The sequence below is a fragment of the Enterobacter sp. SORGH_AS_0287 genome (genome assembly GCF_031453695.1).
GTDB lineage: Bacteria > Pseudomonadota > Gammaproteobacteria > Enterobacterales > Enterobacteriaceae > Enterobacter > Enterobacter ludwigii.
The window spans coordinates 4,154,281-4,174,171 of sequence record NZ_JAVIZW010000001.1; the positions used below are offsets into that span (position 1 = coordinate 4,154,281).

22 protein-coding genes are annotated in these 19,891 nt (G+C 55.9%); 13 read left to right on the forward strand and 9 right to left on the reverse strand.

What is annotated here, in order from left to right; translation table 11 throughout:
- Positions 1-42 precede the first annotated feature (42 nt).
- The 8 genes from rbfA to mtr all read left to right on the forward strand — a co-directional run bounded on the left by rbfA (position 43) and on the right by mtr (position 8,667).
- The gene (rbfA, locus tag QE396_RS19785; protein ID WP_014171783.1) at positions 43-447 is read left to right on the forward strand and encodes a 30S ribosome-binding factor RbfA; all 405 of its coding nucleotides are present in this window, start codon (positions 43-45) and stop codon (positions 445-447) included.
- Positions 447-1,397 (forward strand): tRNA pseudouridine(55) synthase TruB, encoded by a 951-nt coding sequence (truB, locus tag QE396_RS19790; protein ID WP_014171782.1) that lies wholly within the window; start codon positions 447-449, stop codon positions 1,395-1,397. Before rbfA ends, truB begins: the two co-directional genes overlap by 1 nt.
- Positions 1,398-1,552: 155 nt before the next feature.
- Positions 1,553-1,822: a 30S ribosomal protein S15 gene (gene rpsO, locus QE396_RS19795; RefSeq protein ID WP_013098914.1), complete on the forward strand. Its 270-nt coding sequence runs from the start codon at positions 1,553-1,555 to the stop codon at positions 1,820-1,822.
- A gap of 242 nt (positions 1,823-2,064) precedes the next feature.
- Positions 2,065-4,203 (forward strand): polyribonucleotide nucleotidyltransferase, encoded by a 2,139-nt coding sequence (gene pnp, locus QE396_RS19800; RefSeq protein WP_014171780.1) that lies wholly within the window; start codon positions 2,065-2,067, stop codon positions 4,201-4,203.
- Positions 4,204-4,311: 108 nt separating this feature from the next.
- Positions 4,312-5,196 (forward strand): lipoprotein NlpI, encoded by an 885-nt coding sequence (nlpI, locus tag QE396_RS19805; protein WP_013098912.1) that lies wholly within the window; start codon positions 4,312-4,314, stop codon positions 5,194-5,196.
- A gap of 107 nt (positions 5,197-5,303) precedes the next feature.
- Complete coding sequence (yrbN, locus tag QE396_RS23525) at positions 5,304-5,384, forward strand: protein YrbN (protein ID WP_100122156.1); 81 nt, start codon at positions 5,304-5,306, stop codon at positions 5,382-5,384.
- Entirely contained in the window at positions 5,377-7,281 is a 1,905-nt protein-coding gene (locus QE396_RS19810) for a DEAD/DEAH family ATP-dependent RNA helicase (protein WP_020883539.1), read from the forward strand. The genes yrbN and QE396_RS19810 overlap by 8 nt, the downstream gene beginning before the upstream one ends.
- Positions 7,282-7,422: 141 nt before the next feature.
- Positions 7,423-8,667, forward strand: coding sequence for a tryptophan permease (gene mtr, locus QE396_RS19815; RefSeq protein ID WP_020883540.1), 1,245 nt, complete (start codon positions 7,423-7,425; stop codon positions 8,665-8,667).
- Between the two features lie 45 nt (positions 8,668-8,712).
- Here mtr and QE396_RS19820 read toward each other — a convergent pair whose 3' ends face one another.
- The 3 genes from QE396_RS19820 to QE396_RS19830 all read right to left on the reverse strand — a co-directional run bounded on the left by QE396_RS19820 (position 8,713) and on the right by QE396_RS19830 (position 11,691).
- Positions 8,713-9,720 carry a luciferase-like monooxygenase gene (locus QE396_RS19820; protein ID WP_020883541.1) on the reverse strand — a complete coding sequence of 336 codons (1,008 nt, stop codon included), beginning with the start codon at positions 9,718-9,720 and terminating at the stop codon, positions 8,713-8,715.
- A gap of 89 nt (positions 9,721-9,809) precedes the next feature.
- Positions 9,810-10,688: a U32 family peptidase gene (locus tag QE396_RS19825; RefSeq protein WP_020883542.1), complete on the reverse strand. Its 879-nt coding sequence runs from the start codon at positions 10,686-10,688 to the stop codon at positions 9,810-9,812.
- A gap of 7 nt (positions 10,689-10,695) precedes the next feature.
- Positions 10,696-11,691: a peptidase U32 family protein gene (locus QE396_RS19830; RefSeq protein WP_020883543.1), complete on the reverse strand. Its 996-nt coding sequence runs from the start codon at positions 11,689-11,691 to the stop codon at positions 10,696-10,698.
- Between the two features lie 211 nt (positions 11,692-11,902).
- On the opposite strand from QE396_RS19830, the gene QE396_RS19835 reads away from it, so the two are divergent.
- Together QE396_RS19835 and QE396_RS19840 are read left to right on the forward strand one after the other, a co-directional pair.
- Positions 11,903-12,427, forward strand: coding sequence for an SCP2 domain-containing protein (locus QE396_RS19835; RefSeq protein WP_020883544.1), 525 nt, complete (start codon positions 11,903-11,905; stop codon positions 12,425-12,427).
- Positions 12,421-12,924: a GNAT family N-acetyltransferase gene (locus QE396_RS19840; RefSeq protein ID WP_020883545.1), complete on the forward strand. Its 504-nt coding sequence runs from the start codon at positions 12,421-12,423 to the stop codon at positions 12,922-12,924. Before QE396_RS19835 ends, QE396_RS19840 begins: the two co-directional genes overlap by 7 nt.
- Here QE396_RS19840 and QE396_RS19845 read toward each other — a convergent pair.
- Complete coding sequence (locus QE396_RS19845; protein WP_014171769.1) at positions 12,911-13,240, reverse strand: GIY-YIG nuclease family protein; 330 nt, start codon at positions 13,238-13,240, stop codon at positions 12,911-12,913. The genes QE396_RS19840 and QE396_RS19845 overlap by 14 nt on opposite strands.
- 14 nt (positions 13,241-13,254) lie before the next feature.
- Between QE396_RS19845 and QE396_RS19850 the strand changes: the two genes are divergently transcribed.
- On the forward strand, positions 13,255-13,689 hold the full coding sequence (locus tag QE396_RS19850) for a YhbP family protein (RefSeq protein ID WP_020883546.1): 435 nt from the start codon (positions 13,255-13,257) through the stop codon (positions 13,687-13,689).
- On the opposite strand, the gene QE396_RS19855 is transcribed toward QE396_RS19850, so the two are convergent.
- Positions 13,669-14,187 carry a type 1 glutamine amidotransferase domain-containing protein gene (locus QE396_RS19855; RefSeq protein WP_014171767.1) on the reverse strand — a complete coding sequence of 173 codons (519 nt, stop codon included), beginning with the start codon at positions 14,185-14,187 and terminating at the stop codon, positions 13,669-13,671. The two genes, QE396_RS19850 and QE396_RS19855, sit on opposite strands and share 21 nt — an antisense overlap.
- A gap of 130 nt (positions 14,188-14,317) precedes the next feature.
- Between QE396_RS19855 and QE396_RS19860 the strand changes: the two genes are divergently transcribed.
- Together QE396_RS19860 and QE396_RS19865 are read left to right on the forward strand one after the other, a co-directional pair.
- Positions 14,318-14,962: an NAD(P)H-binding protein gene (locus QE396_RS19860; protein WP_020883547.1), complete on the forward strand. Its 645-nt coding sequence runs from the start codon at positions 14,318-14,320 to the stop codon at positions 14,960-14,962.
- A 40-nt stretch (positions 14,963-15,002) separates the two neighbouring features.
- Complete coding sequence (locus QE396_RS19865; protein WP_020883548.1) at positions 15,003-16,040, forward strand: permease; 1,038 nt, start codon at positions 15,003-15,005, stop codon at positions 16,038-16,040.
- Positions 16,041-16,091: 51 nt separating this feature from the next.
- On the opposite strand, the gene dolP is transcribed toward QE396_RS19865, so the two are convergent.
- The 4 genes from dolP to QE396_RS19885 are packed head-to-tail and all read right to left on the reverse strand — an operon-like array spanning position 16,092 to position 19,879.
- On the reverse strand, positions 16,092-16,667 hold the full coding sequence (dolP, locus tag QE396_RS19870; protein ID WP_014171764.1) for a division/outer membrane stress-associated lipid-binding lipoprotein: 576 nt from the start codon (positions 16,665-16,667) through the stop codon (positions 16,092-16,094).
- A 9-nt stretch (positions 16,668-16,676) separates the two neighbouring features.
- Positions 16,677-17,267, reverse strand: a complete 591-nt coding sequence (diaA, locus tag QE396_RS19875; RefSeq protein ID WP_003861754.1) for a DnaA initiator-associating protein DiaA — start codon at positions 17,265-17,267, stop codon at positions 16,677-16,679.
- 21 nt (positions 17,268-17,288) lie between these two features.
- Positions 17,289-17,684 carry a YraN family protein gene (locus QE396_RS19880; protein WP_020883549.1) on the reverse strand — a complete coding sequence of 132 codons (396 nt, stop codon included), beginning with the start codon at positions 17,682-17,684 and terminating at the stop codon, positions 17,289-17,291.
- Complete coding sequence (locus QE396_RS19885) at positions 17,642-19,879, reverse strand: penicillin-binding protein activator (RefSeq protein ID WP_309952214.1); 2,238 nt, start codon at positions 19,877-19,879, stop codon at positions 17,642-17,644. Before QE396_RS19885 ends, QE396_RS19880 begins: the two co-directional genes overlap by 43 nt.
- Between the last annotated feature and the right edge of the window lie 12 nt (positions 19,880-19,891).

Below are 19,891 nucleotides of genomic sequence, written 5' to 3' on the forward strand. Positions count from 1 at the left end.
TAAAAGGGGCTTTTTGCCCCTTTTTTGTCTGGAGAATTTATTATGGCGAAAGAATTTGGTCGCCCGCAGCGCGTAGCGCAAGAAATGCAGAAAGAGATCGCCCTCATCCTGCAACGTGAAATTAAAGATCCACGCGTGGGTGTGATGACCACCGTGTCCGGCGTGGAAATGTCCCGCGACCTGGCGTATGCCAAAGTGTTCGTGACCTTCCTGAACGATCAGGACGAAGCCGCGGTTAAAAACGGCATTAAAGCGCTGCAGGAAGCCTCTGGCTACATCCGCTCTCTGCTCGGCAAAGCGATGCGTCTGCGTATCGTGCCTGAGCTGACCTTCTTCTACGACAACTCTCTGGTCGAAGGTATGCGCATGTCGAACCTGGTGACCAGCGTGGTGAAACATGACGACGAACGTCGTGTTAACCCAACGGACGACAGCAAGGAGGACTAATGAGTCGTCCTCGTCGTCGCGGTCGCGACGTGCATGGTGTGCTGCTGCTGGATAAACCCCAGGGCGCTTCCAGCAACGACGTGCTGCAAAAAGTTAAGCGTATTTTTAACGCCAACCGTGCGGGCCACACGGGCGCGCTCGATCCGCTGGCGACCGGCATGCTGCCGATCTGCCTGGGGGAAGCGACAAAGTTTTCCCAGTACCTGCTGGACTCCGATAAGCGCTATCGGGTCATCGCCCGATTAGGCCAGCGCACGGACACCTCCGATGCCGATGGTCAGGTGGTAGAAGAGCGTCCGGTGACCTTCAGCGCGGAGCAACTTGATGCCGCGCTGGAAAGTTTCCGTGGCGACACGCTGCAGGTACCGTCAATGTATTCGGCGCTGAAGTACCAGGGTAAGAAACTGTACGAATATGCGCGCCAGGGCATTGATGTTCCTCGTGAACCCCGTCCGATTACCGTGTACGAACTGCTCTTTATTCGTCACGAAGGCGATGAGCTGGAGCTGGAAGTTCACTGTTCGAAAGGCACCTATATTCGTACCATCATTGACGACCTGGGTGAAAAGTTGGGCTGCGGTGCGCACGTGATTTACCTGCGTCGCCTGGCTGTCAGCACGTACCCGGTTGAGCGAATGGTGACCCTTGAACATCTGCGCGAGTTGGTTGAGCAGGCGGAAGCGCAGGAGATTGCGCCTGCCGATTTGCTCGATCCGCTGCTGATGCCAATGGACAGCCCGGCGGCCGATTTCCCGGTTGTTAATCTTCCTTTAACATCCTCCGTTTACTTTAAGAACGGAAACCCGGTTCGTACCACCAGTGCTCCTTCTGAAGGTCTGGTACGCGTGACCGAGGGGGATGAAGGTAAGTTTATCGGCATGGGTGAAATGGATGGCGAAGGGCGCGTCGCGCCGCGTCGCCTGGTCGTTGAGTATCCGGTTGAAGCCTGATAGCGATAACGGCTCGCCTTGCGATAAGCAGGGGAGACGAGTAGAATATCGCGGCTTAACGTTCGGCAAATTGTTTAACATATTGCGGGACGTATACTGGGATTGCTGAATTAGAGATCGGCATCCTTACATTCTTTATATTCTGGAGTTTGAAAATGTCTCTAAGCGTTGAAGCTAAAGCTAAAATCGTTTCTGAGTTTGGTCGTGGTACTAACGACAGCGGTTCTACCGAAGTTCAGGTTGCACTGCTGACTGCACAGATTAACCACCTGCAGGGTCACTTTGCAGAGCACAAAAAAGATCACCACAGCCGTCGTGGTCTGCTGCGTATGGTTTCTCAGCGTCGTAAACTGCTCGACTACCTGAAACGTAAAGATGTTGCACGTTACTCCGCGCTGATCGAGCGTCTGGGTCTGCGTCGCTAAGTCTTGCGAGTTTCAGAAAAGGGGGCCTGATGGCCCCTTTTTTCAACCAGACGGCAGCAATTCACTGGAAACTATTGTATTGTTGCTATAAATGATCTTCATTGCAGAGGTTCGCGCGGCTAATGAGAGGCTTCACCCATGGGGGTGTTGGTTGTCATTAGTCGCGAGGATGCGAAGAAGGTCGGGTTAAATCGTCAGCACACCGGTGGTGTGCTGTCATACATTTAAGAAAGGACAGAACTTTGCTGAATCCGATCGTTCGTAAATTCCAGTATGGTCAACACACCGTCACGCTGGAAACCGGCATGATGGCACGTCAGGCTACTGCTGCCGTTATGGTAAGCATGGATGACACTGCGGTATTCGTAACCGTAGTTGGCCAGAAAAAAGCAAAACCAGGTCAGGACTTCTTCCCGCTGACCGTTAACTACCAGGAGCGTACCTACGCTGCCGGTAAAATTCCGGGTGGCTTCTTCCGTCGTGAAGGCCGTCCAAGCGAAGGCGAAACCCTGATTGCGCGTCTGATTGACCGCCCGGTTCGTCCGCTGTTCCCGGAAGGCTTCGTGAACGAAGTGCAGGTTATCGCGACCGTTGTTTCCGTTAACCCACAGGTTAACCCGGATATCGTTGCGATGATCGGTGCTTCTGCAGCCCTGTCACTGTCTGGTATTCCATTCAATGGCCCAATCGGTGCTGCACGCGTTGGTTACATCAACGACCAGTACGTGCTGAACCCAACGCAGGAAGAGCTGAAAGAAAGTAAGCTGGACCTGGTTGTTGCTGGTACTGAAGCGGCTGTGCTGATGGTTGAATCCGAAGCGGAACTGCTGAGCGAAGACCAGATGCTGGGCGCGGTGGTCTTTGGCCACGATCAGCAGCAGATCGTTATTCAGAACATCAACGATCTGGTTAAAGAAGCGGGCAAACCACGTTGGGACTGGCAGCCTGAAGCCGTCAACGACGCGCTGAATGCACGCGTTGCTGCGCTGGCTGAATCTCGTCTGAGCGATGCTTATCGCATCACCGACAAACAGGAGCGTTATGCTCAGGTTGACGTGATCAAAGACGAAACTATCGCAACGCTGATTGCTGAAGACGAAACGCTGGATGCTAACGAGCTGAGCGAAATTCTGCACGCTATCGAGAAAAACGTGGTTCGTAGCCGCGTCCTGGCGGGTGAGCCGCGTATCGATGGCCGCGAAAAAGACATGATCCGTGGTCTGGACGTGCGTACTGGCGTTCTGCCACGTACTCACGGTTCTGCACTGTTCACCCGTGGCGAAACGCAGGCGCTGGTTACCGCGACCCTGGGGACAGCACGTGACGCGCAGAACATCGACGAACTGATGGGCGAGCGTACTGACAGCTTCCTGTTCCACTACAATTTCCCTCCATACTCCGTAGGTGAAACCGGTATGGTGGGTTCGCCTAAGCGTCGTGAAATTGGTCACGGTCGTCTGGCGAAGCGTGGTGTGCTGGCAGTGATGCCGGATGCTGACAAATTCCCGTACACCGTTCGTGTGGTTTCTGAAATCACCGAATCTAACGGTTCTTCTTCCATGGCTTCCGTGTGTGGCGCATCTCTGGCGCTGATGGATGCAGGCGTGCCAATCAAAGCCGCCGTTGCGGGTATCGCAATGGGCCTGGTGAAAGAAGGCGAGAACTTTGTTGTTCTGTCTGACATTCTGGGCGACGAAGACCACCTGGGCGATATGGACTTCAAAGTTGCGGGTTCCCGCGACGGTATCTCTGCGCTGCAGATGGATATCAAAATTGAAGGTATCACCAAAGAGATCATGCAGGTTGCGCTGAACCAGGCTAAAGGTGCTCGTCTGCACATCCTGGGTGTGATGGAACAGGCGATCAACGCGCCACGCGGCGACATTTCTCAGTTCGCTCCGCGTATCCACACCATCAAGATCAATCCAGACAAGATCAAAGATGTTATCGGTAAGGGCGGTTCCGTTATCCGTGCTCTGACCGAAGAGACTGGCACCACTATCGAAATCGAAGATGACGGTACGGTGAAAATTGCAGCGACCGACGGCGAGAAAGCGAAATTCGCTATTCGTCGCATCGAAGAAATTACTGCAGAAATCGAAGTGGGCCGTATCTACAATGGTAAAGTGACCCGTATCGTTGACTTTGGCGCGTTTGTTGCCATCGGTGGCGGTAAAGAAGGTCTGGTTCACATCTCTCAAATCGCTGACAAGCGCGTTGAGAAAGTGACCGATTACCTGCAGATGGGTCAGGAAGTCCCGGTTAAAGTTCTGGAAGTTGACCGCCAGGGCCGTATCCGTCTGAGCATTAAAGAAGCAACCGAGCAGTCTCAGCCGGCTGCTGCGCCAGAAGCATCGGCAGCAGAACAGCAAGGCGAGTAAGTTGCATTTGCCCTCCGCTTCGGCGGAGGGCCTATTATCAGGCAGGACGCCTTGTTAAGCCGCCGGGGGACAGGACGTTCATCCAATAGTTGTCTTCGGGAGTGGGAAATGAAGCCTTTTTTGCGCTGGTGTTTCGTTGCGACAGCTTTAACGCTGGCAGGATGCAGCAACTCTGCCTGGCGTAAGAGCGAAGTCCTCGCAGTGCCATTGCAACCGACTTTGCAGCAGGAAGTGATTCTGGCACGCATGGAACAAATTCTTGCCAGTCGGGCTTTAACCGATGACGAACGCGCACAGCTTTTATATGAGCGCGGAGTGTTGTATGATAGTCTCGGTCTGAGGGCATTAGCGCGGAATGATTTTTCACAAGCGCTGGCAATTCGACCTGATATGCCTGAAGTATTCAATTACTTAGGCATTTATTTAACGCAGGCAGGCAATTTTGATGCTGCCTATGAAGCGTTTGATTCTGTACTTGAGCTTGATCCAACTTACAACTACGCGCACTTGAATCGCGGTATCGCCCTGTATTACGGCGGTCGTGATAAGTTAGCGCAAGATGATCTGCTGGCGTTTTATCAAGACGATCCTAATGATCCTTTCCGCAGTCTGTGGCTATACATCGTTGAGCAGAAGCTCGATGAGAAGCAGGCAAAAGAAGCACTGAAACAGCGCTTCGATAAATCGGACAAGGAACAGTGGGGATGGAACATTGTCGAGTTCTACCTGGGCAACATTAGCGAAGCAACGCTGATGGAACGCCTCAAGGCGGACGCAACGGATAACACCTCGCTCGCTGAGCATCTCAGTGAAACCAACTTCTATTTAGGTAAGTACTACCTAAGTCTGGGGGATAAGGACAGCGCTACGGCACTGTTCAAATTAGCGGTTGCTAACAACGTACACAACTTCGTTGAGCACCGTTATGCATTGTTGGAATTATCGCTCTTGGGCCAGGAGCAAGACGACCTGGCAGAATCGGACCAGCAATAGCTGACGACATAAACATCAGCCCGTAATCTTTTGATTGCCATCACCTTAACTGGTGAGGGCGTTGTTGTTCGTCAATACATCTACTTTGAGCCGGTTCACACTTTTCAATGAAAATTGCTAATCATTTTCACGATGAGCTAAGTAGACTGGCCGCCATTGACATTGAGGCACTCGTACTACATGGCTGAATTCGAAACCACTTTTGCAGATCTGGGCCTGAAGGCTCCTATCCTTGAAGCCCTTACCGATCTGGGTTACGAAAAACCATCTCCGATCCAGGCAGAATGTATCCCACATCTGTTGTCTGGTCGTGACGTGCTGGGCATGGCCCAGACTGGTAGCGGCAAAACCGCAGCGTTCTCGCTGCCGCTGCTGCACAACATCGATCCGGAACTGCGCGCACCGCAGATCCTCGTCCTGGCTCCAACCCGTGAACTGGCTGTTCAGGTTGCAGAAGCTATGACTGATTTCTCTAAACATATGCGCGGCGTAAACGTGGTGGCCCTTTACGGTGGCCAGCGTTATGACGTGCAGTTACGTGCCCTGCGCCAGGGTCCACAGATTGTTGTCGGTACGCCGGGCCGTCTGCTGGATCACCTGAAGCGCGGTACTCTTGACCTCTCTAAACTGAGCGGTCTGGTACTGGATGAAGCAGATGAAATGCTGCGTATGGGCTTCATCGAAGACGTAGAAACGATTATGGCGCAGATCCCGGAAGGTCATCAGACCGCTCTGTTCTCTGCAACCATGCCAGAAGCGATTCGTCGCATTACCCGCCGCTTCATGAAAGAGCCGCAGGAAGTGCGCATTCAGTCCAGCGTGACCACTCGCCCGGACATCAGCCAGAGCTACTGGTCTGTATACGGTATGCGTAAAAACGAAGCGCTGGTTCGTTTCCTGGAAGCGGAAGATTTTGATGCGGCGATTATCTTCGTTCGTACCAAAAACGCGACCCTGGAAGTGGCTGAAGCGCTTGAGCGTAGCGGCTACAACAGCGCAGCGCTGAACGGTGACATGAACCAGGCTCTGCGTGAGCAGACGCTGGAGCGCCTGAAAGACGGTCGTCTGGATATCCTGATTGCAACCGACGTGGCAGCACGTGGTCTGGACGTTGAGCGTATCAGCCTGGTTGTTAACTACGATATTCCAATGGACTCCGAATCCTACGTTCACCGTATCGGTCGTACCGGTCGTGCGGGTCGTGCAGGTCGTGCGCTGCTGTTCGTTGAGAACCGCGAGCGTCGTCTGCTGCGTAACATTGAACGCACCATGAAGCTGACCATTCCAGAAGCGGAACTGCCAAATGCAGAACTGCTGGGCAAACGCCGTCTGGAAAAATTCGCCGCGAAAGTACAGCAGCAGCTGGAAAGCAGCGACCTGGACCAGTATCGTGCACTGCTGGCACAGATTCAGCCTACCGCTGAAGGCGAAGAGCTGGATATGGAAACGCTGGCCGCAGCACTGCTGAAAATGGCACAGGGCGAACGTACCCTGATCGTGCCACCAGATGCACCGATGCGTCCTAAGCGTGAGTTCCGTGACCGTGACGAGCGTTTCGAACGTCGTGGCGACCGTAACGATCGTGGTCCACGTGCTGACCGTCCAGAGCGCAGTGGCGAAGAGCGTCCACGTCGTGAGCGTCGTGACGCTGGCGAAATGGAACTGTACCGCATTGAAGTGGGCCGTGATGATGGTGTTGAAGTTCGTCATATCGTTGGCGCGATCGCTAACGAAGGCGACATCAGCAGCCGTTACATCGGTAACATCAAGCTGTTCGCATCTCACTCTACCATCGAGCTGCCAAAAGGCATGCCGGGCGAAGTACTGCAGCACTTTACTCGCACCCGCATCCTGAACAAGCCGATGAACATGCAGCTGATGGGCGATGCCCAGCCACGTACTGACCGTGGTGGCGAACGTCGTGGCGGTGGTCGTGGTTTCGGTGGCGAACGTCGTGAAGGCGGTCGTAGCGAAGGCAACCGCGCTGGCGCAGGCGAAGGTCGTCGTTTCTCTGGCGAGCGTCGCGAAAGCCGTGGCCCACGTCGTGAAGAAGGTACCGCTCGTCGTCGTTTCGGTGACGCGTAAGTCTTTCGTTTTGACGTAAAGTAATCTATACAGCCCCGATAAACATTGTCGGGGCTTTTTTTATTCCTTTTGTACTCTCGTACTGGTACAGTGCTGCACATTAACATGCATAACCGCATTATTGACTGGAGAAAAGGCTGTATGGCGACACTTACCACCACCCAAACGTCACCTTCGCTGCTTGGCGGCGTGGTGATCATCGGCGGAACCATTATTGGTGCCGGGATGTTCTCCCTGCCTGTGGTTATGTCCGGTGCGTGGTTCTTCTGGTCGCTGGCGGCACTGGTGTTTACCTGGTTCTGTATGCTTCATTCCGGGCTGATGATCCTCGAAGCCAACCTGAACTACCGCATTGGCTCCAGCTTCGACACCATCACTAAAGACCTGTTAGGCAAAGGCTGGAACCTGGTAAACGGCCTCTCCATTGCCTTTGTGCTCTACATCCTGACTTACGCGTACATCTCAGCAAGCGGCTCCATTCTGCATCACACATTCTCGGAGTTGTCGCTGAACGTGCCGGCAAGAGTGGCGGGCTTGTGCTTCGCGCTGGGCGTCGCGTTTATCGTCTGGATGAGCACCAAAGCGGTGAGCCGCATGACGGCGATTGTGCTGGGCGCGAAGGTGATCACCTTCTTCTTGACCTTCGGCAGCCTGCTTGGGCACGTTACGCCGGCCACGCTGTTCAACGTGGCGGAGACGAATACCGCTTACACGCCGTACCTGCTGATGACCCTGCCGTTCTGTCTGGCATCATTTGGTTACCACGGTAATGTGCCGAGCCTGATGAAGTATTACGGTAAAGATCCACGCACAATTGTGAAGTGCCTGATCTACGGCACGCTGCTGGCGCTGGCGCTGTACGTGATTTGGCTGCTGGGGACGATGGGCAATATCCCGCGTCCTGAATTTATCGGCATTGCGCAGAAGGGCGGTAACATTGATGTACTGGTACAGGCGCTGAGCGGCGTACTGAACAGCCGCAGTCTGGATCTGTTGCTGGTGGTATTCTCTAACTTTGCCGTCGCGAGCTCTTTCCTCGGCGTGACGCTGGGCCTGTTTGACTACCTGGCCGATCTGTTTGGTTTTGATGATTCCGCTATGGGGCGCTTTAAAACCGCGCTGCTGACTTTCCTGCCACCGATTGTTGGCGGTCTGCTGTGGCCGAATGGTTTCCTCTATGCCATCGGGTATGCCGGGCTGGCGGCGACCATCTGGGCGGCGATTGTGCCTGCGCTGCTGGCACGCAAATCACGTAAACGCTTCGGCAGCCCGAAATTCCGCGTCTGGGGCGGAAAGCCGATGATTGCGCTGATTCTGGTGTTCGGTATTGGCAACGCGCTGGTACATGTCCTGTCGAGTTTTAACCTGCTGCCGGTGTATCAGTAACACCACCTGTCACCCTCTCCCGACGGGAGAGGGGAACAAACCGCGCTAACCTGACACTTCCTCTTTCACCTGCATCGCCAGGTCAAACGAATGCAAGCGTGCCTGATGATCGAAAATCTGGCCGTTAACCATAATTTCATCCGCCTGCGTCTCACGCAGCACCGCCTCCAGCCCGTGACGCACTTTTGCCTTATCCCCCACCAGCGACATGCTCAGCGCCTGCTGAACGCCATACTGTTCGGATGCCGACCACAGCTGATGCATATTCTCCACCGGCGGCGGCAGCTGGCCGGTCTCACCGCGACGCAGCTTCACAAAAGCCTGTTGCATGGAGGTGAACAGGAATTCCGCATCGCGATTGCTGTCGGCGGCAACGATGTTAATGCACACCATCGCATACGGTTTTTCCAGACGCTCTGAAGGTTTGAAGTTTGTGCGATAGAGGTGAAGCGCCTGATGGAGCATATCTGGCGCGAAGTGTGAGGCAAAGGCGAACGGCAGCCCCAGCTGCGCGGCAAGCTGCGCGCTGTACAGGCTTGAGCCCAGCAGCCACACCGGGATCTTCTCACCGTAGCCTGGCACCGGGCGCACGTGCGGGTTAGGGTCACTCGCGTCAAACCAGTCCACCAGTTCAGCCACATCGCGCGGGAAGTTATCGATGTCGCCGCTCATATGGCGACGCAGGGCGCGCATGGTCGGCTGGTCGCTGCCCGGCGCACGGCCAAGACCCAGGTCGATACGGCCAGGATAGAGGGTATTCAGCGTACCAAACTGCTCGGCAATCACCAGCGGGGCGTGGTTCGGCAGCATCACGCCACCGGAGCCAAGGTGCAGCGTGGTGGTGTTCGCCGCCAGGTAACCAATCAGCACGGAGGTCGCGGCACTGGCGATACCAACCATATTGTGGTGCTCAGCCAGCCAGTAACGGTGATAACCGCGTTTTTCTGCCAGGCGAGCGAGATCGAGAGAGTGGGTAAAGGCTTCTCGTGCTGAGGACCCTTGAGGGATCGGTGCCAGATCCAGCACCGAAAACGGAATGGTTTTATCAGTCATAACAGCTCACTTTGTCGACGGTGAATCTTTTAATAGTGCATTAAAATTTAATAACCGTTGTTAACAAAGTGAGCTTTTACATTTCTTCTTCAGCCCTGTAACACCAGCCCGGGGAGGCGTTTCCAGTAGCCGTTACAGTCGCTGTTAGCGGTTAACGGCAGCGGAGCATCACCGTTTTCATTGGCGCGGAAGGCATCCAGCATGGCGAATACGCCCGTATCCACCGGTGACAGGCGCACCATATCGACCAGACCGTTCATCGACGCCAGTTCATTGCCGAGGTTATACACATAGCCGCTCATGGTCTGGATACCGTTCAGGACGAACACCTGCTGATTTTCCTGCGACAGCATGCTGCGCCCGTTCGGGTACTTGATGCAGCAGGTTTCACACTCGTCTTTCGGGCGGTCTTCAGAGCGGGCGGTGAAGCAGCGGGCAGAATAGGCCAGCGGCAGATGACCATAGCTCAGTACTTCCACCTCAAACTGATTGCGAATGCCCAGCGTTTCGCACTGGTTGAGCAGGTTAGCCAGCCAGTCGCGCGAGAGTTCGACCGGCATGCACCAGCGCGTCATCCCCTGTTTAAGCAGCAGGCGCAGCGTCACGGCGTTATAGCAGTTCAGCGCATGGCCTGCGACAAACGGCAGCCTGCGTTCGGCGCACATGTTCACTACGCCCAGATCGCTGGCTTCCAGCAGGAATTCACCGTTCTCTACGTAGCGTTTGAGTTCACCCAGTTCGGAGGAGGCCTGGACGAGGGCGAGCGTTGAGAGCACCACCTGTTTACCGCTTCCGGCGAGGCTTTTCGCCATATCCAGCCAGTCGCCCACTTTGGTGGCGCGGCGTTTGCTGCATACCGCTTCACCGAGGTAAATCACATCTGCGCTGCTGGTCGCGGCCTGGTGGTAAAAATCTTCCAGCGTCTCTTTTGGCCAGTAGTAGAGCACCGGCCCTAATGAATATTTCATGATTATCTCACTGCCATTTACGGTGATACGCGCCAAGCGTGGTTTGTGTACCCTCGGACATCGCACCGAGTGTCTCCATCCACGCCGGTTGCGGTGCGTAGTTCTGCGGGTCTGCCATGCAGCGATCGATAGCCTGGCGCCAGACTTTCGCCACCTGGCTGACGTACGCCGGGCTGCGCTGGCGGCCCTCAATTTTCACCGAGGCGATATTGGCGGCCAGCAGTTCTGGCAGCAGTTCCAGCGTATTAAGGCTGGTTGGCTCTTCCAGCGCGTGGTAACGCTCGCCGTCTACCAGATAGCGGCCTTTGCACAGCGTCGGGTAACCGGCATTTTCGCCATCCTGATAGCGGTCAATCAGCACGTCGTTCAGGCGCGATTCCAGCCCCTGCGGCGTCTGTTGCCAGCGAACAAAGCGGGCGGGTGAGCAGGCCCCAACGGTATTGGGGGACTCGCCGGTTAAATAGGAGGAGAGATAGCAACGGCCTTCGGCCATGATACACAGGCTGCCAAAGGCAAAAACTTCCAGTGGTACTGGCGTGACGCGCGCGAGTTGCTTAACCTGATGAATAGAGAGCACGCGTGGCAGCACCACGCGGGCAACATCAAAGTGACGATGATAAAAACGCACCGCCTCTTCGTTAGTGGCAGATGCCTGAACGGAGACGTGACGCTCAATATGGGGATAGCGTTCTGCCGCATACTCAAGCATAGCGAGGTCGGCGAGGATCAGCGCATCGGCGCCCAGCTGTGCTGCCATATCCACCGCGCGTTGCCAGCGGGCGTAGCCATCAGGATGGGCGAAGGTATTGATGGCGATATGCAGTTTGCGGCGGTGCTGGTGGACGAAGGTAACGGCTTCCTGAAGCTTTTTCTCCGTAAAGTTGAGGCCAGCAAAATGGCGGGCGTTGGTATCATCTTTCAGCCCGATATAGACCGCATCGGCCCCATTTTCGATGGCCGCCTTAAGCGCCGGAAGATTTCCGGCTGGGCAGAGCAGCTCCATAATTTATCCTGATGTAGTCGATCGCAAATTTGTTAACGAGCTGGGATTTTAATTAACCCATACGCGACAATTTTTGATTTAAGGCAGCTAATGGCGTATTGATGGCACCAATAATGAGGTACACCTGACGACAGTTTGTTGATTTACGCCGCTATGTTGTGCTTCGGATATGGCAAAATAGCAGGACTATAGCTATCAGGGAGTAAAGCTCGTGCTGGATAAACTGCGTTCACGTCTCGTACAATTTGGTCCATCAATGCTGAGCGTGCCGGTAAAACTGGCCCCGTTCGCGCTTAAACGCCAGGTGCTGGAGCAGGTGCTGAGCTGGCAATTCCGCCAGGCACTGCAGGACGGTGAGCTGGCGTTCCTGGAAGGGCGCTGGTTAAGCATTGACGTCCACGATATCGGGCTGCGCTGGTTTACCTCTGTTGAGAATGACCAACTGATCGTCCGTGAGTCCGCCGACGCGGATGTGAGCTTTAGCGCCAGCGCCAGCGATCTGCTGATGATCGCCGCGCGTAAGCAGGATCCGGACACACTCTTCTTCCAGCGCCGCCTGGTTATCGAAGGCGATACGGAACTTGGTCTGTACGTGAAGAATTTAATGGATGCCATTGAGCTGGAGCAGATGCCGAAAGCGCTGCGTGTGATGTTGATGCAAATGGCAGATTTCGTTGAGGCGGGGCTGAAAACCCCGCCGGAAAGTAAACACACTTCAGTAGGTGAGCCATGCTGATTCGAGTCGAAATTGGGATTGATGCACCGGGTATCGATGCGTTGTTACGCCGCTCTTTTGCGCGGGATGACGAAGCGCAACTGGTCCACGATCTCCGCGAAGACGGCCTGATTACGCTGGGGCTGGTTGCCACCGATGACGAAGGTCAGGTGGTGGGCTATGTTGCCTTCAGCCCGGTTACCGTTCAGGGCGAAGAGTTACAGTGGGTAGGAATGGCACCGCTGGCGGTTGATGAGCACTACCGCGGCCAGGGGCTGGCGCGCCAGCTGGTTTACGAAGGGCTGGACTCGCTCAACGAATTTGGCTATGCCGCCGTGGTGACGCTGGGAGATGCTACGTTCTATGGCCGTTTAGGCTTCGAGCCGGCAGCGCATTACGATCTCCGCTGCCGCTGGCCGGGAACGGAATCCGCCTTCCAGGTGCACCGTCTGGCGGATGACGCGCTTAATGGCGTGAACGGTCTGGTTGAGTATCACGACCATTTCAATCGCTTTTAATCAGGCTCTCGCGAAGCGCCTCAAAGGAGCCGTCTCCGGTGACGAGGCGCTCTTTCTGACGCTTCGTCAGTTGCTTAATGCGGTATTCCATTCTGAGCGCCAGCGATCTGTCGCCAACGGGCGCTGAAAAGGCGAGCTGTAATTCCCCTTTCCCCCGCAGCGCTTTGGCACCTTTCCCCGTTTGATGTTGCAGAAAACGCCGCGCCACATCGGTAGTGATCCCGGTGTACAGGGCGTTATCGGCGGTACGAACAAGATAGAGAAACCAGCACACGGTAAACAGATTCAGTATGTTAAGGTGAACGCACCTTAGCATGAGAGAGAGCGAAAATGGAAACTCTGACCACCATTAACCGCTGGCTGGCAAAACAGCATGTCGTCACCTGGTGCGTGTATGACGAAGGTGAAATGTGGTGTGCAAACGCGTTTTATTACTACGATCCCGAGCGTGTCGCCTTTTATGTTCTGAGCGAGGATAAAACCCGTCATGCGCAAATGTCGGGTCCGCAGGCGAAGGTGGCGGGCACGGTGAACGGCCAGCCTAAAACGGTCGCGCTGATTCGTGGCCTGCAGTTTAAAGGGGAGATCCGCCGCCTGGACGGAGAAGAGAGCGACGCGCAGCGAAAACGCTACACGCGCCGCTTTCCGGTTGCCATTGCGCTAAAAGCTCCGGTGTGGGAAATCCGCCTTGATGAGCTGAAATTTACCGACAACACCCTGGGCTTTGGCACAAAGCTTCACTGGCTACGCGCCGAGCAGGCGTAGCGCTTCACGGTTAAACGCGGGCAGATCGTCCGGGGTCCTGCTGGTGATCAGCTGGTCTTTGTCGTTCACAACCTCCTGATCGTAAAACTCAGCCCCCGCATTTTTCAGATCGATAACGATCGGTTTCACGGCCGTGAGTTTACGCCCGCGCACGACATCTGCGCTGATGAGCAGCTGCGGACCGTGGCAGATGGCAAAGACCGGTTTGCCCGTCGAGACAAAGTCTCGCGTGAAGGTCACGAACCGTTCATCCCCACGCAGGGAATCCGGTGAATGACCGCCGGGTAACAGCAGGGCATCGAAATCTGACGGGCTGACGTTATCGATGGTTTCATCGATGGTCACGCTGGCTTCGCCCTTATGGCCTTTCACCGTTTTACCCGCCTCTTTCTCAATGGTGATGACCTCATGTCCTGCCTTGCGAAATGCCTCGGCTGGCGAGGTGAATTCTGAATCTTCAAACTCGTCGGTGATCAAGACTGCGATTTTCTTGCCCATGCTTCCTCCGTTGTTTTGGCTTCAGACAGATTTTTCTCCGCTTGTGGTAAATACTTACCTGTAACAGACTTCTAAGTGTGGTCGACGACGCTGAGTTCGCAAACGGACAATTCTGTAAAGGGGAGATGAGATGAGTCAGGTACTGATTACCGGCGCGACCGGGCTGGTGGGCGGACATCTGCTGCGGCTGCTGCTTCAGGAGCACCGGGTTAACTATATTGCCGCCCCGACGCGTCGGCCTCTCGCGGATATCTCCGGCGTCTTTAACCCCCACGACCCGCAGCTTACCGACGCACTGGCGCAGGTACAGGATCCTGTTGATATCGCCTTTTGCTGCCTCGGTACAACGCTGCGTGAAGCGGGCAGTAAAGAGGCCTTTGTGCATGCGGACTACACGCTGGTGGTCGATACGGCGCTGACGGCTAAAAAGCTGGGGGCAACACATTTTGTGGTAATCAGTTCGCTCGGTGCCAATGCCGGGTCACCTTTTTTCTACAACAAGGTGAAGGGCAAAATGGAAGAGGCGCTGATTGCCCAGAAGTGGGAGCAACTGACCATTGTTCGCCCCTCCATGCTGCTCGGGCACCGGGATGAACGTCGTTTTAACGAATCGTTTTTCGCGCCTCTGTTCCGCATCCTGCCGGGTAACTGGAAATCCATTGAGGCAGCGGACGTGGCGCGTGCGATGCTAAAAGAAGGGCTCTCGCCATCGCAGGAGGGCGTGAATATCATCCCGTCGGCAAAACTGCGTGAAATCGCACAGGGCGAGGCGTAAACTCCCCCGGCTAATAACCTACTACTCTCCGGGGAATGCTATGACTGGTCAGTCTTCATCTCAGGCGGCTTCACCTGTTCAATGGTGGAAGCCCGCGCTCTTCTTTCTCGTGGTCATCATCGGCCTCTGGTATGTGAAATGGCAGCCGTACTACGGTAAAGCCTTCACGGCCGCCGAAACGCACAGTATCGGAAAATCTATTCTCGCTCAGGCTGATTCCAGCCCGCTTCAGGCGGCGTGGGATTACGCCATGGTCTATTTCCTTGCCGTCTGGAAAGCCGCGGTACTGGGCGTCCTGCTGGGCTCGCTGATTCAGGTGCTTATCCCGCGTCACTGGCTGGTGAAAACCCTCGGTCAGCCCCGCTTTCAGGGTACGCTGCTGGGGACGATTTTCTCCCTGCCGGGCATGATGTGCTCGTGCTGTGCGGCGCCTGTGGCCGCCGGGATGCGTCGTCAGCGCGTCTCGATGGGCGGTGCGCTTGCTTTCTGGATGGGGAACCCGTTGTTAAACCCGGCGACGCTGGTGTTTATGGGCTTTGTGCTGGGCTGGCATTTCGCCATTATTCGTCTGGTGGCCGGGCTGCTGACGGTGCTGGTCGTGGCGACCCTGGTGCAACATCTGGTGAAAGACAAAACCGTAGCGCCTGCGTCAGTTGACGTGGATATCAGCGAACCGCAGGGCGGCTTCTTCGCGCGCTGGGGCAGGGCGCTGTGGCAACTTTTCTGGAGCACCATCCCGGTCTATATCCTGGCGGTTCTGGTGCTGGGCGCGGCGCGCGTCTGGCTGTTCCCGCATGCGGACGGGGCTATCGACAACACGCTGCTGTGGGTCGTTGCAATGGCCGTTGCCGGTTGCCTGTTCGTGATCCCAACGGCCGCTGAAATTCCCATTGTTCAGACCATGATGCTGGCCGGGATGGGCACCGCGCCTGCACTGGCGCTGCTGATTACCTTGCCTGCAATCAGCCTGCCGTCGCTTGTCATGTTGCGTAAGTCATTCCCGGCGAAAGCGCTGTGGCTGACCGCGGGGCTGGTGGCGCTGAGCGGGGTGATGGTAGGAAGTATTGCACTGGTATAAAAAAAGCCCGGTAGCGTTACCGCTTACCGGGCTTTCTGTCAGACGTTCTGGTTACTTGATGTAGGTGAAGGCGGTGGTGACGTGTTTCACGCCGCTCACCCGGCTGGCGATATCGGCCGCCGCTTTCCCTTCACGGTCGGTGACCAGACCCAGCAGGAACACTTCGCCGTTTTCCGTTGTCACTTTCACGTTTGAGGATTTCACCTGGTCCGAGCCCAGCAGCTGGGAGCGAACTTTGGTGGTGATCCAGGTATCAGACGACGCGGTACCCAGGCTGATTGGCTGCCCCTGACGGATTTCATTGAAGACTTCCGTGGTGCCCTCAACGCCCATTGCGATCTGTTTTGCGCGGCTGGAGAGTTCGGTATTCGGCGACTGGCCCGTCAGCAACACTTTGCCCTGGTAGGCCGTGACGTTGATACGCGCTTCTTTCTTGATTTGTTCGTCTTTCGACAGCGCACTGTTGACGCGCAGCTCCAGCGTACCGTCATCGACCTGTGTCCCTACGGAACGCGGGTCGGTTGCCGCTTTAGTACCAACCGCGGCGGTACCCACGACAGCCGCAGCGATACATCCCTGAAGCAGTAATGCAGACATAAGGACTGCGAGGGTCGATAAAGCCTTCATAAGAACTCCTTAATCATCCTGGTGAGGGAAAAGCGTGTTATCGATCAAATCGCATAAGCAGTTCACCGTGAGCATATGCATCTCCTGAATGCGCGCGCTACGGTGAGAGGGAATGCGGATTTCCACATCCTGCGGCCCAAGCAAACCCGCCAGCTCACCACCGTCATAGCCTGTTAAGGCAACGATAGTCATGTCGCGGGTGACGGCGGCTTCAACGGCTTTGACAATGTCCCGGCTATTACCGCGCGTGGAGATTGCCAGCAGAACATCTCCGGCATGACCCAGGGCTCGCACCTGCTTTGCGTAAATCTCATCATGCAGACGATCGTTAGCAATCGCTGTTAAGACCACATTATCGGTATTAAGTGCAATGGCGGGTAAACTCGGTCGTTCTGTTTCAAAACGATTGATCATACTGGCAGCAAAATGCTGTGCGTTGGCGGCTGAAGTGCCATTGCCACAACAGAGGATTTTGTTGCCGTTGAGCAGGGATTGCACCAGCGTCATAGCGGCACGAGAGATAGCGTCCGGAAGGGCTTCCGCCGCTGCAATCTGAGTCTGGATGCTTTCAGTGAAGCACACTTTAATTCTTTCGAGCACGTTATCCCTTTTAAATCTTAATTATGCGTCTTCGCCAAAAGCGTTTTTCAGCCATTCGATCGCATTGCCGGTGAAGGCTACCACATCGAACCGGCAATCCACAGTATCAAAACTCCCATTATGGCGGGCAAGCCACAAGTGGGCAGTCTGTAATAATTTATGTTGTTTGGCGAACGTCACGCTGGCGGCAGCGCCGCCAAAACGGGAAGACTGTCGGTAGCGAACTTCTACAAACACGATGACCTCACCGTCTTTCATGATGAGGTCGATTTCGCCGCCACGTCCGCGAACGTTAGCGGCGATAAAGTGCAGTCCTTTGCCTTCAAGCCAGCGACGCGCTTTTAATTCCCACGCGTCACCGGTCTCTTTACGGCTTAACTGGCCGGGACGATTTGCCCCTGCTGGTATTTGAGCCATGATAACTTCCTGTTAATCACACAATCCTGAGTGGCCGTCAGATCGCCGGTATTGCCGTTAAGCTCAAAGCCCGGCACCTGACGCATCTGGGTAAAGTGGTTCGCCAGCGCCCAGGCATCGACACCCATGGCATACAGACGTGCCAGAGAGTAGTCGTTGCGGACGGTGCTCAGCGCCTGCTGCATCAGGGCCGGGTTGCTGCCTGCGAGCATGGGAATTTCGCTGTACTGCAGGCCGTCCATCTCCAGACGGAAATCCGGGCCGGCGGTACCTTGCGCGCTGCGTGAACTGGCGTACAGCGTTGCGCCGCTCTGGCTGCCGTTACGCATTGCAATCATCGGTTTGATGAAGGCGATTTCCTGCGGGGTGGCAACGATATACGCTGCATCCACTTTACCGCCACCGCTGATCTGCGCGTCGGTAGGTGGCGCAGGGATCGACAGACCGCCAATGGTCACACTCTGTTGCTGCGGCAGGCTTGCGCTGACCGGGCTGCCGTTGAGGGCAATGCCCGCTCCGCCATTGACGCCCGCGCGCAGTTCAGACGCGGAGCCGAATTTCTGCTGCAGCACAATACCGCCGCCCAACTTCTGCCACTCATCGGCAAAAGCATTAGCAACGCGATCCCCCAGCGTACTGCGTGGGATGAGCAACAGCGGAGCCTGTTTACCCTGCTCGTGAATATGACGCGCCGCATCGCGGGCTTCATCTTCCGGCGACAGCGCGAAGTAGCAAATATTGGCACGGTTCTGAACCTGCTCTGGCTGGTTGAGTGCCAGCACGTTCAGCGTGGTATTGCTCTTCATCAACTCTTCGACATTGTTTTTCAGCAGCGGGCCGACAACGATGCTCGCACCATCCTGTTGAACCTGCGCCAGTACCTGGTCAAGTGGCTTCGAACTGGTGTCGTAGATTTTCAGCTCAGCACCCGGGTTCGCGCTGGTGGTGGCCACCGACGGTGTTTGCGCGACAGGTTGTGCCGTTTGTTCTGCGGGCGGTGCAGGCTGAACGTTCTGCGGTTGAGGTTGTTCAGACGCGGTGTCAGTCGCCGGGGCTGCTTGAGTTTCAGCCGGCGCCGGCGTGGCGGGCGGTGCAGGCTGAACGTTCTGCGGTTGAGGTTGTTCAGACGCGGCGTCAGTCGCCGGAGCTGCTTGAGTTTCAGCCGGCGCTGGCGTTGCCGTCGTAGGGGCCGTTACCGGGTTCTGCATCGTTCCCTGTGCCGGCGTCTGCGCGGTGGTCAGGTCACTGGTTTCAGCGGCGGAAGGGCTGACCACGTCGTTCACGTTTGCCGCCTGTGCTGCCTGGGTCGGTACTGCGCTGCCCGTCACTGGCGTCGTGCCGTTTTTCGCGGCTTCAAAACCCTGCTGAATAGTGCGACCGAATACCGCCGCCTGACCGTTTAAGGGCAGAAGGAGTGCAATCTTGCTGGTCGAGGCCGGCTTAAAGTTATGCACGTTTACCAGCTGCGTCGGCAGCATTTTCGCGCCCGGATTCTGCGGGTAGCGGGTCTGCCAGTCAGTGATACCGGCTTTCAGCATCTTCGGATCGTTGCGGTTGTTAAACCACATCTGCTGCAGATCCAGCCAGCCCTGCAGGACGTTTTCATCTGCATTGATCACCAGTGCACGCGCCTGCTCCTGCGTCATAGAGGCCAGCGCCTGCCACGTGGCATCGATATTTTTCTGCTTATCAGCCCCGCCGAGCAGAGGCTCCTGGGCGATCAGCGCACGGAGCAGCGTCAGGGAAGGGCGGCCCTGTTCAGCGGTAATGCCCGCCTGCCAGAAGCGAGCCTGCTGATTTTTGTCCAGCGCGCTCACGTCGATATCCCCGAGGATCTTTTTCGCGGCATCGTAATCTTTCAGCGCGACTTTCAGCTCGGCAGAGAGCAGGCTCTGCTCACGACGCTGAACATCATTCAGATCTTTTGGCAACTGGTTGAACAATTCGGCAGCCTGCTGGGTTTTCCCCTCTTTCAGCAGTGCACGAATGGCGAGTAATTGCCAGTTGGTCTTGGTATCATTTGAGCTCTGCGACATTTGTTGCAGATAAAAGCCAGAGTCAGCCTGAGCAGAACCCTGCAAATGGGCGGTGCTCTGGTCGGGTGCCTGGGTGCCACAGCCTGCAAAGATCAGGGCTGCCAGCAGGAGCGGCACGCTGCGCGTGGCTTTTTTTCGAAGAAACGTTAACGGTACCATACTGTATCCAGT

Bases quoted from the DNA above. Each gene is read 5' to 3' on its own strand.
- QE396_RS19840 (WP_020883545.1), top strand. From the start codon at position 12,421: ATGCTGATTCGAGTCGAAATTGGGATTGATGCACCGGGTATCGATGCG.
- QE396_RS19885 (WP_309952214.1), bottom strand. From the start codon at position 19,879: ATGGTACCGTTAACGTTTCTTCGAAAAAAAGCCACGCGCAGCGTGCCG.
- QE396_RS19830 (WP_020883543.1), bottom strand. From the start codon at position 11,691: ATGGAGCTGCTCTGCCCAGCCGGAAATCTTCCGGCGCTTAAGGCGGCC.
- QE396_RS19860 (WP_020883547.1), top strand. From the start codon at position 14,318: ATGAGTCAGGTACTGATTACCGGCGCGACCGGGCTGGTGGGCGGACAT.
- rbfA (WP_014171783.1), top strand. From the start codon at position 43: ATGGCGAAAGAATTTGGTCGCCCGCAGCGCGTAGCGCAAGAAATGCAG.
- mtr (WP_020883540.1), top strand. From the start codon at position 7,423: ATGGCGACACTTACCACCACCCAAACGTCACCTTCGCTGCTTGGCGGC.
- QE396_RS19845 (WP_014171769.1), bottom strand. From the start codon at position 13,240: ATGCTAAGGTGCGTTCACCTTAACATACTGAATCTGTTTACCGTGTGC.
- rpsO (WP_013098914.1), top strand. From the start codon at position 1,553: ATGTCTCTAAGCGTTGAAGCTAAAGCTAAAATCGTTTCTGAGTTTGGT.
- QE396_RS19810 (WP_020883539.1), top strand. From the start codon at position 5,377: ATGGCTGAATTCGAAACCACTTTTGCAGATCTGGGCCTGAAGGCTCCT.
- QE396_RS19825 (WP_020883542.1), bottom strand. From the start codon at position 10,688: ATGAAATATTCATTAGGGCCGGTGCTCTACTACTGGCCAAAAGAGACG.
- QE396_RS19865 (WP_020883548.1), top strand. From the start codon at position 15,003: ATGACTGGTCAGTCTTCATCTCAGGCGGCTTCACCTGTTCAATGGTGG.
- QE396_RS19820 (WP_020883541.1), bottom strand. From the start codon at position 9,720: ATGACTGATAAAACCATTCCGTTTTCGGTGCTGGATCTGGCACCGATC.
- yrbN (WP_100122156.1), top strand. From the start codon at position 5,304: ATGAAAATTGCTAATCATTTTCACGATGAGCTAAGTAGACTGGCCGCC.
- QE396_RS19880 (WP_020883549.1), bottom strand. From the start codon at position 17,684: ATGGCTCAAATACCAGCAGGGGCAAATCGTCCCGGCCAGTTAAGCCGT.
- QE396_RS19850 (WP_020883546.1), top strand. From the start codon at position 13,255: ATGGAAACTCTGACCACCATTAACCGCTGGCTGGCAAAACAGCATGTC.
- QE396_RS19855 (WP_014171767.1), bottom strand. From the start codon at position 14,187: ATGGGCAAGAAAATCGCAGTCTTGATCACCGACGAGTTTGAAGATTCA.
- truB (WP_014171782.1), top strand. From the start codon at position 447: ATGAGTCGTCCTCGTCGTCGCGGTCGCGACGTGCATGGTGTGCTGCTG.
- dolP (WP_014171764.1), bottom strand. From the start codon at position 16,667: ATGAAGGCTTTATCGACCCTCGCAGTCCTTATGTCTGCATTACTGCTT.
- nlpI (WP_013098912.1), top strand. From the start codon at position 4,312: ATGAAGCCTTTTTTGCGCTGGTGTTTCGTTGCGACAGCTTTAACGCTG.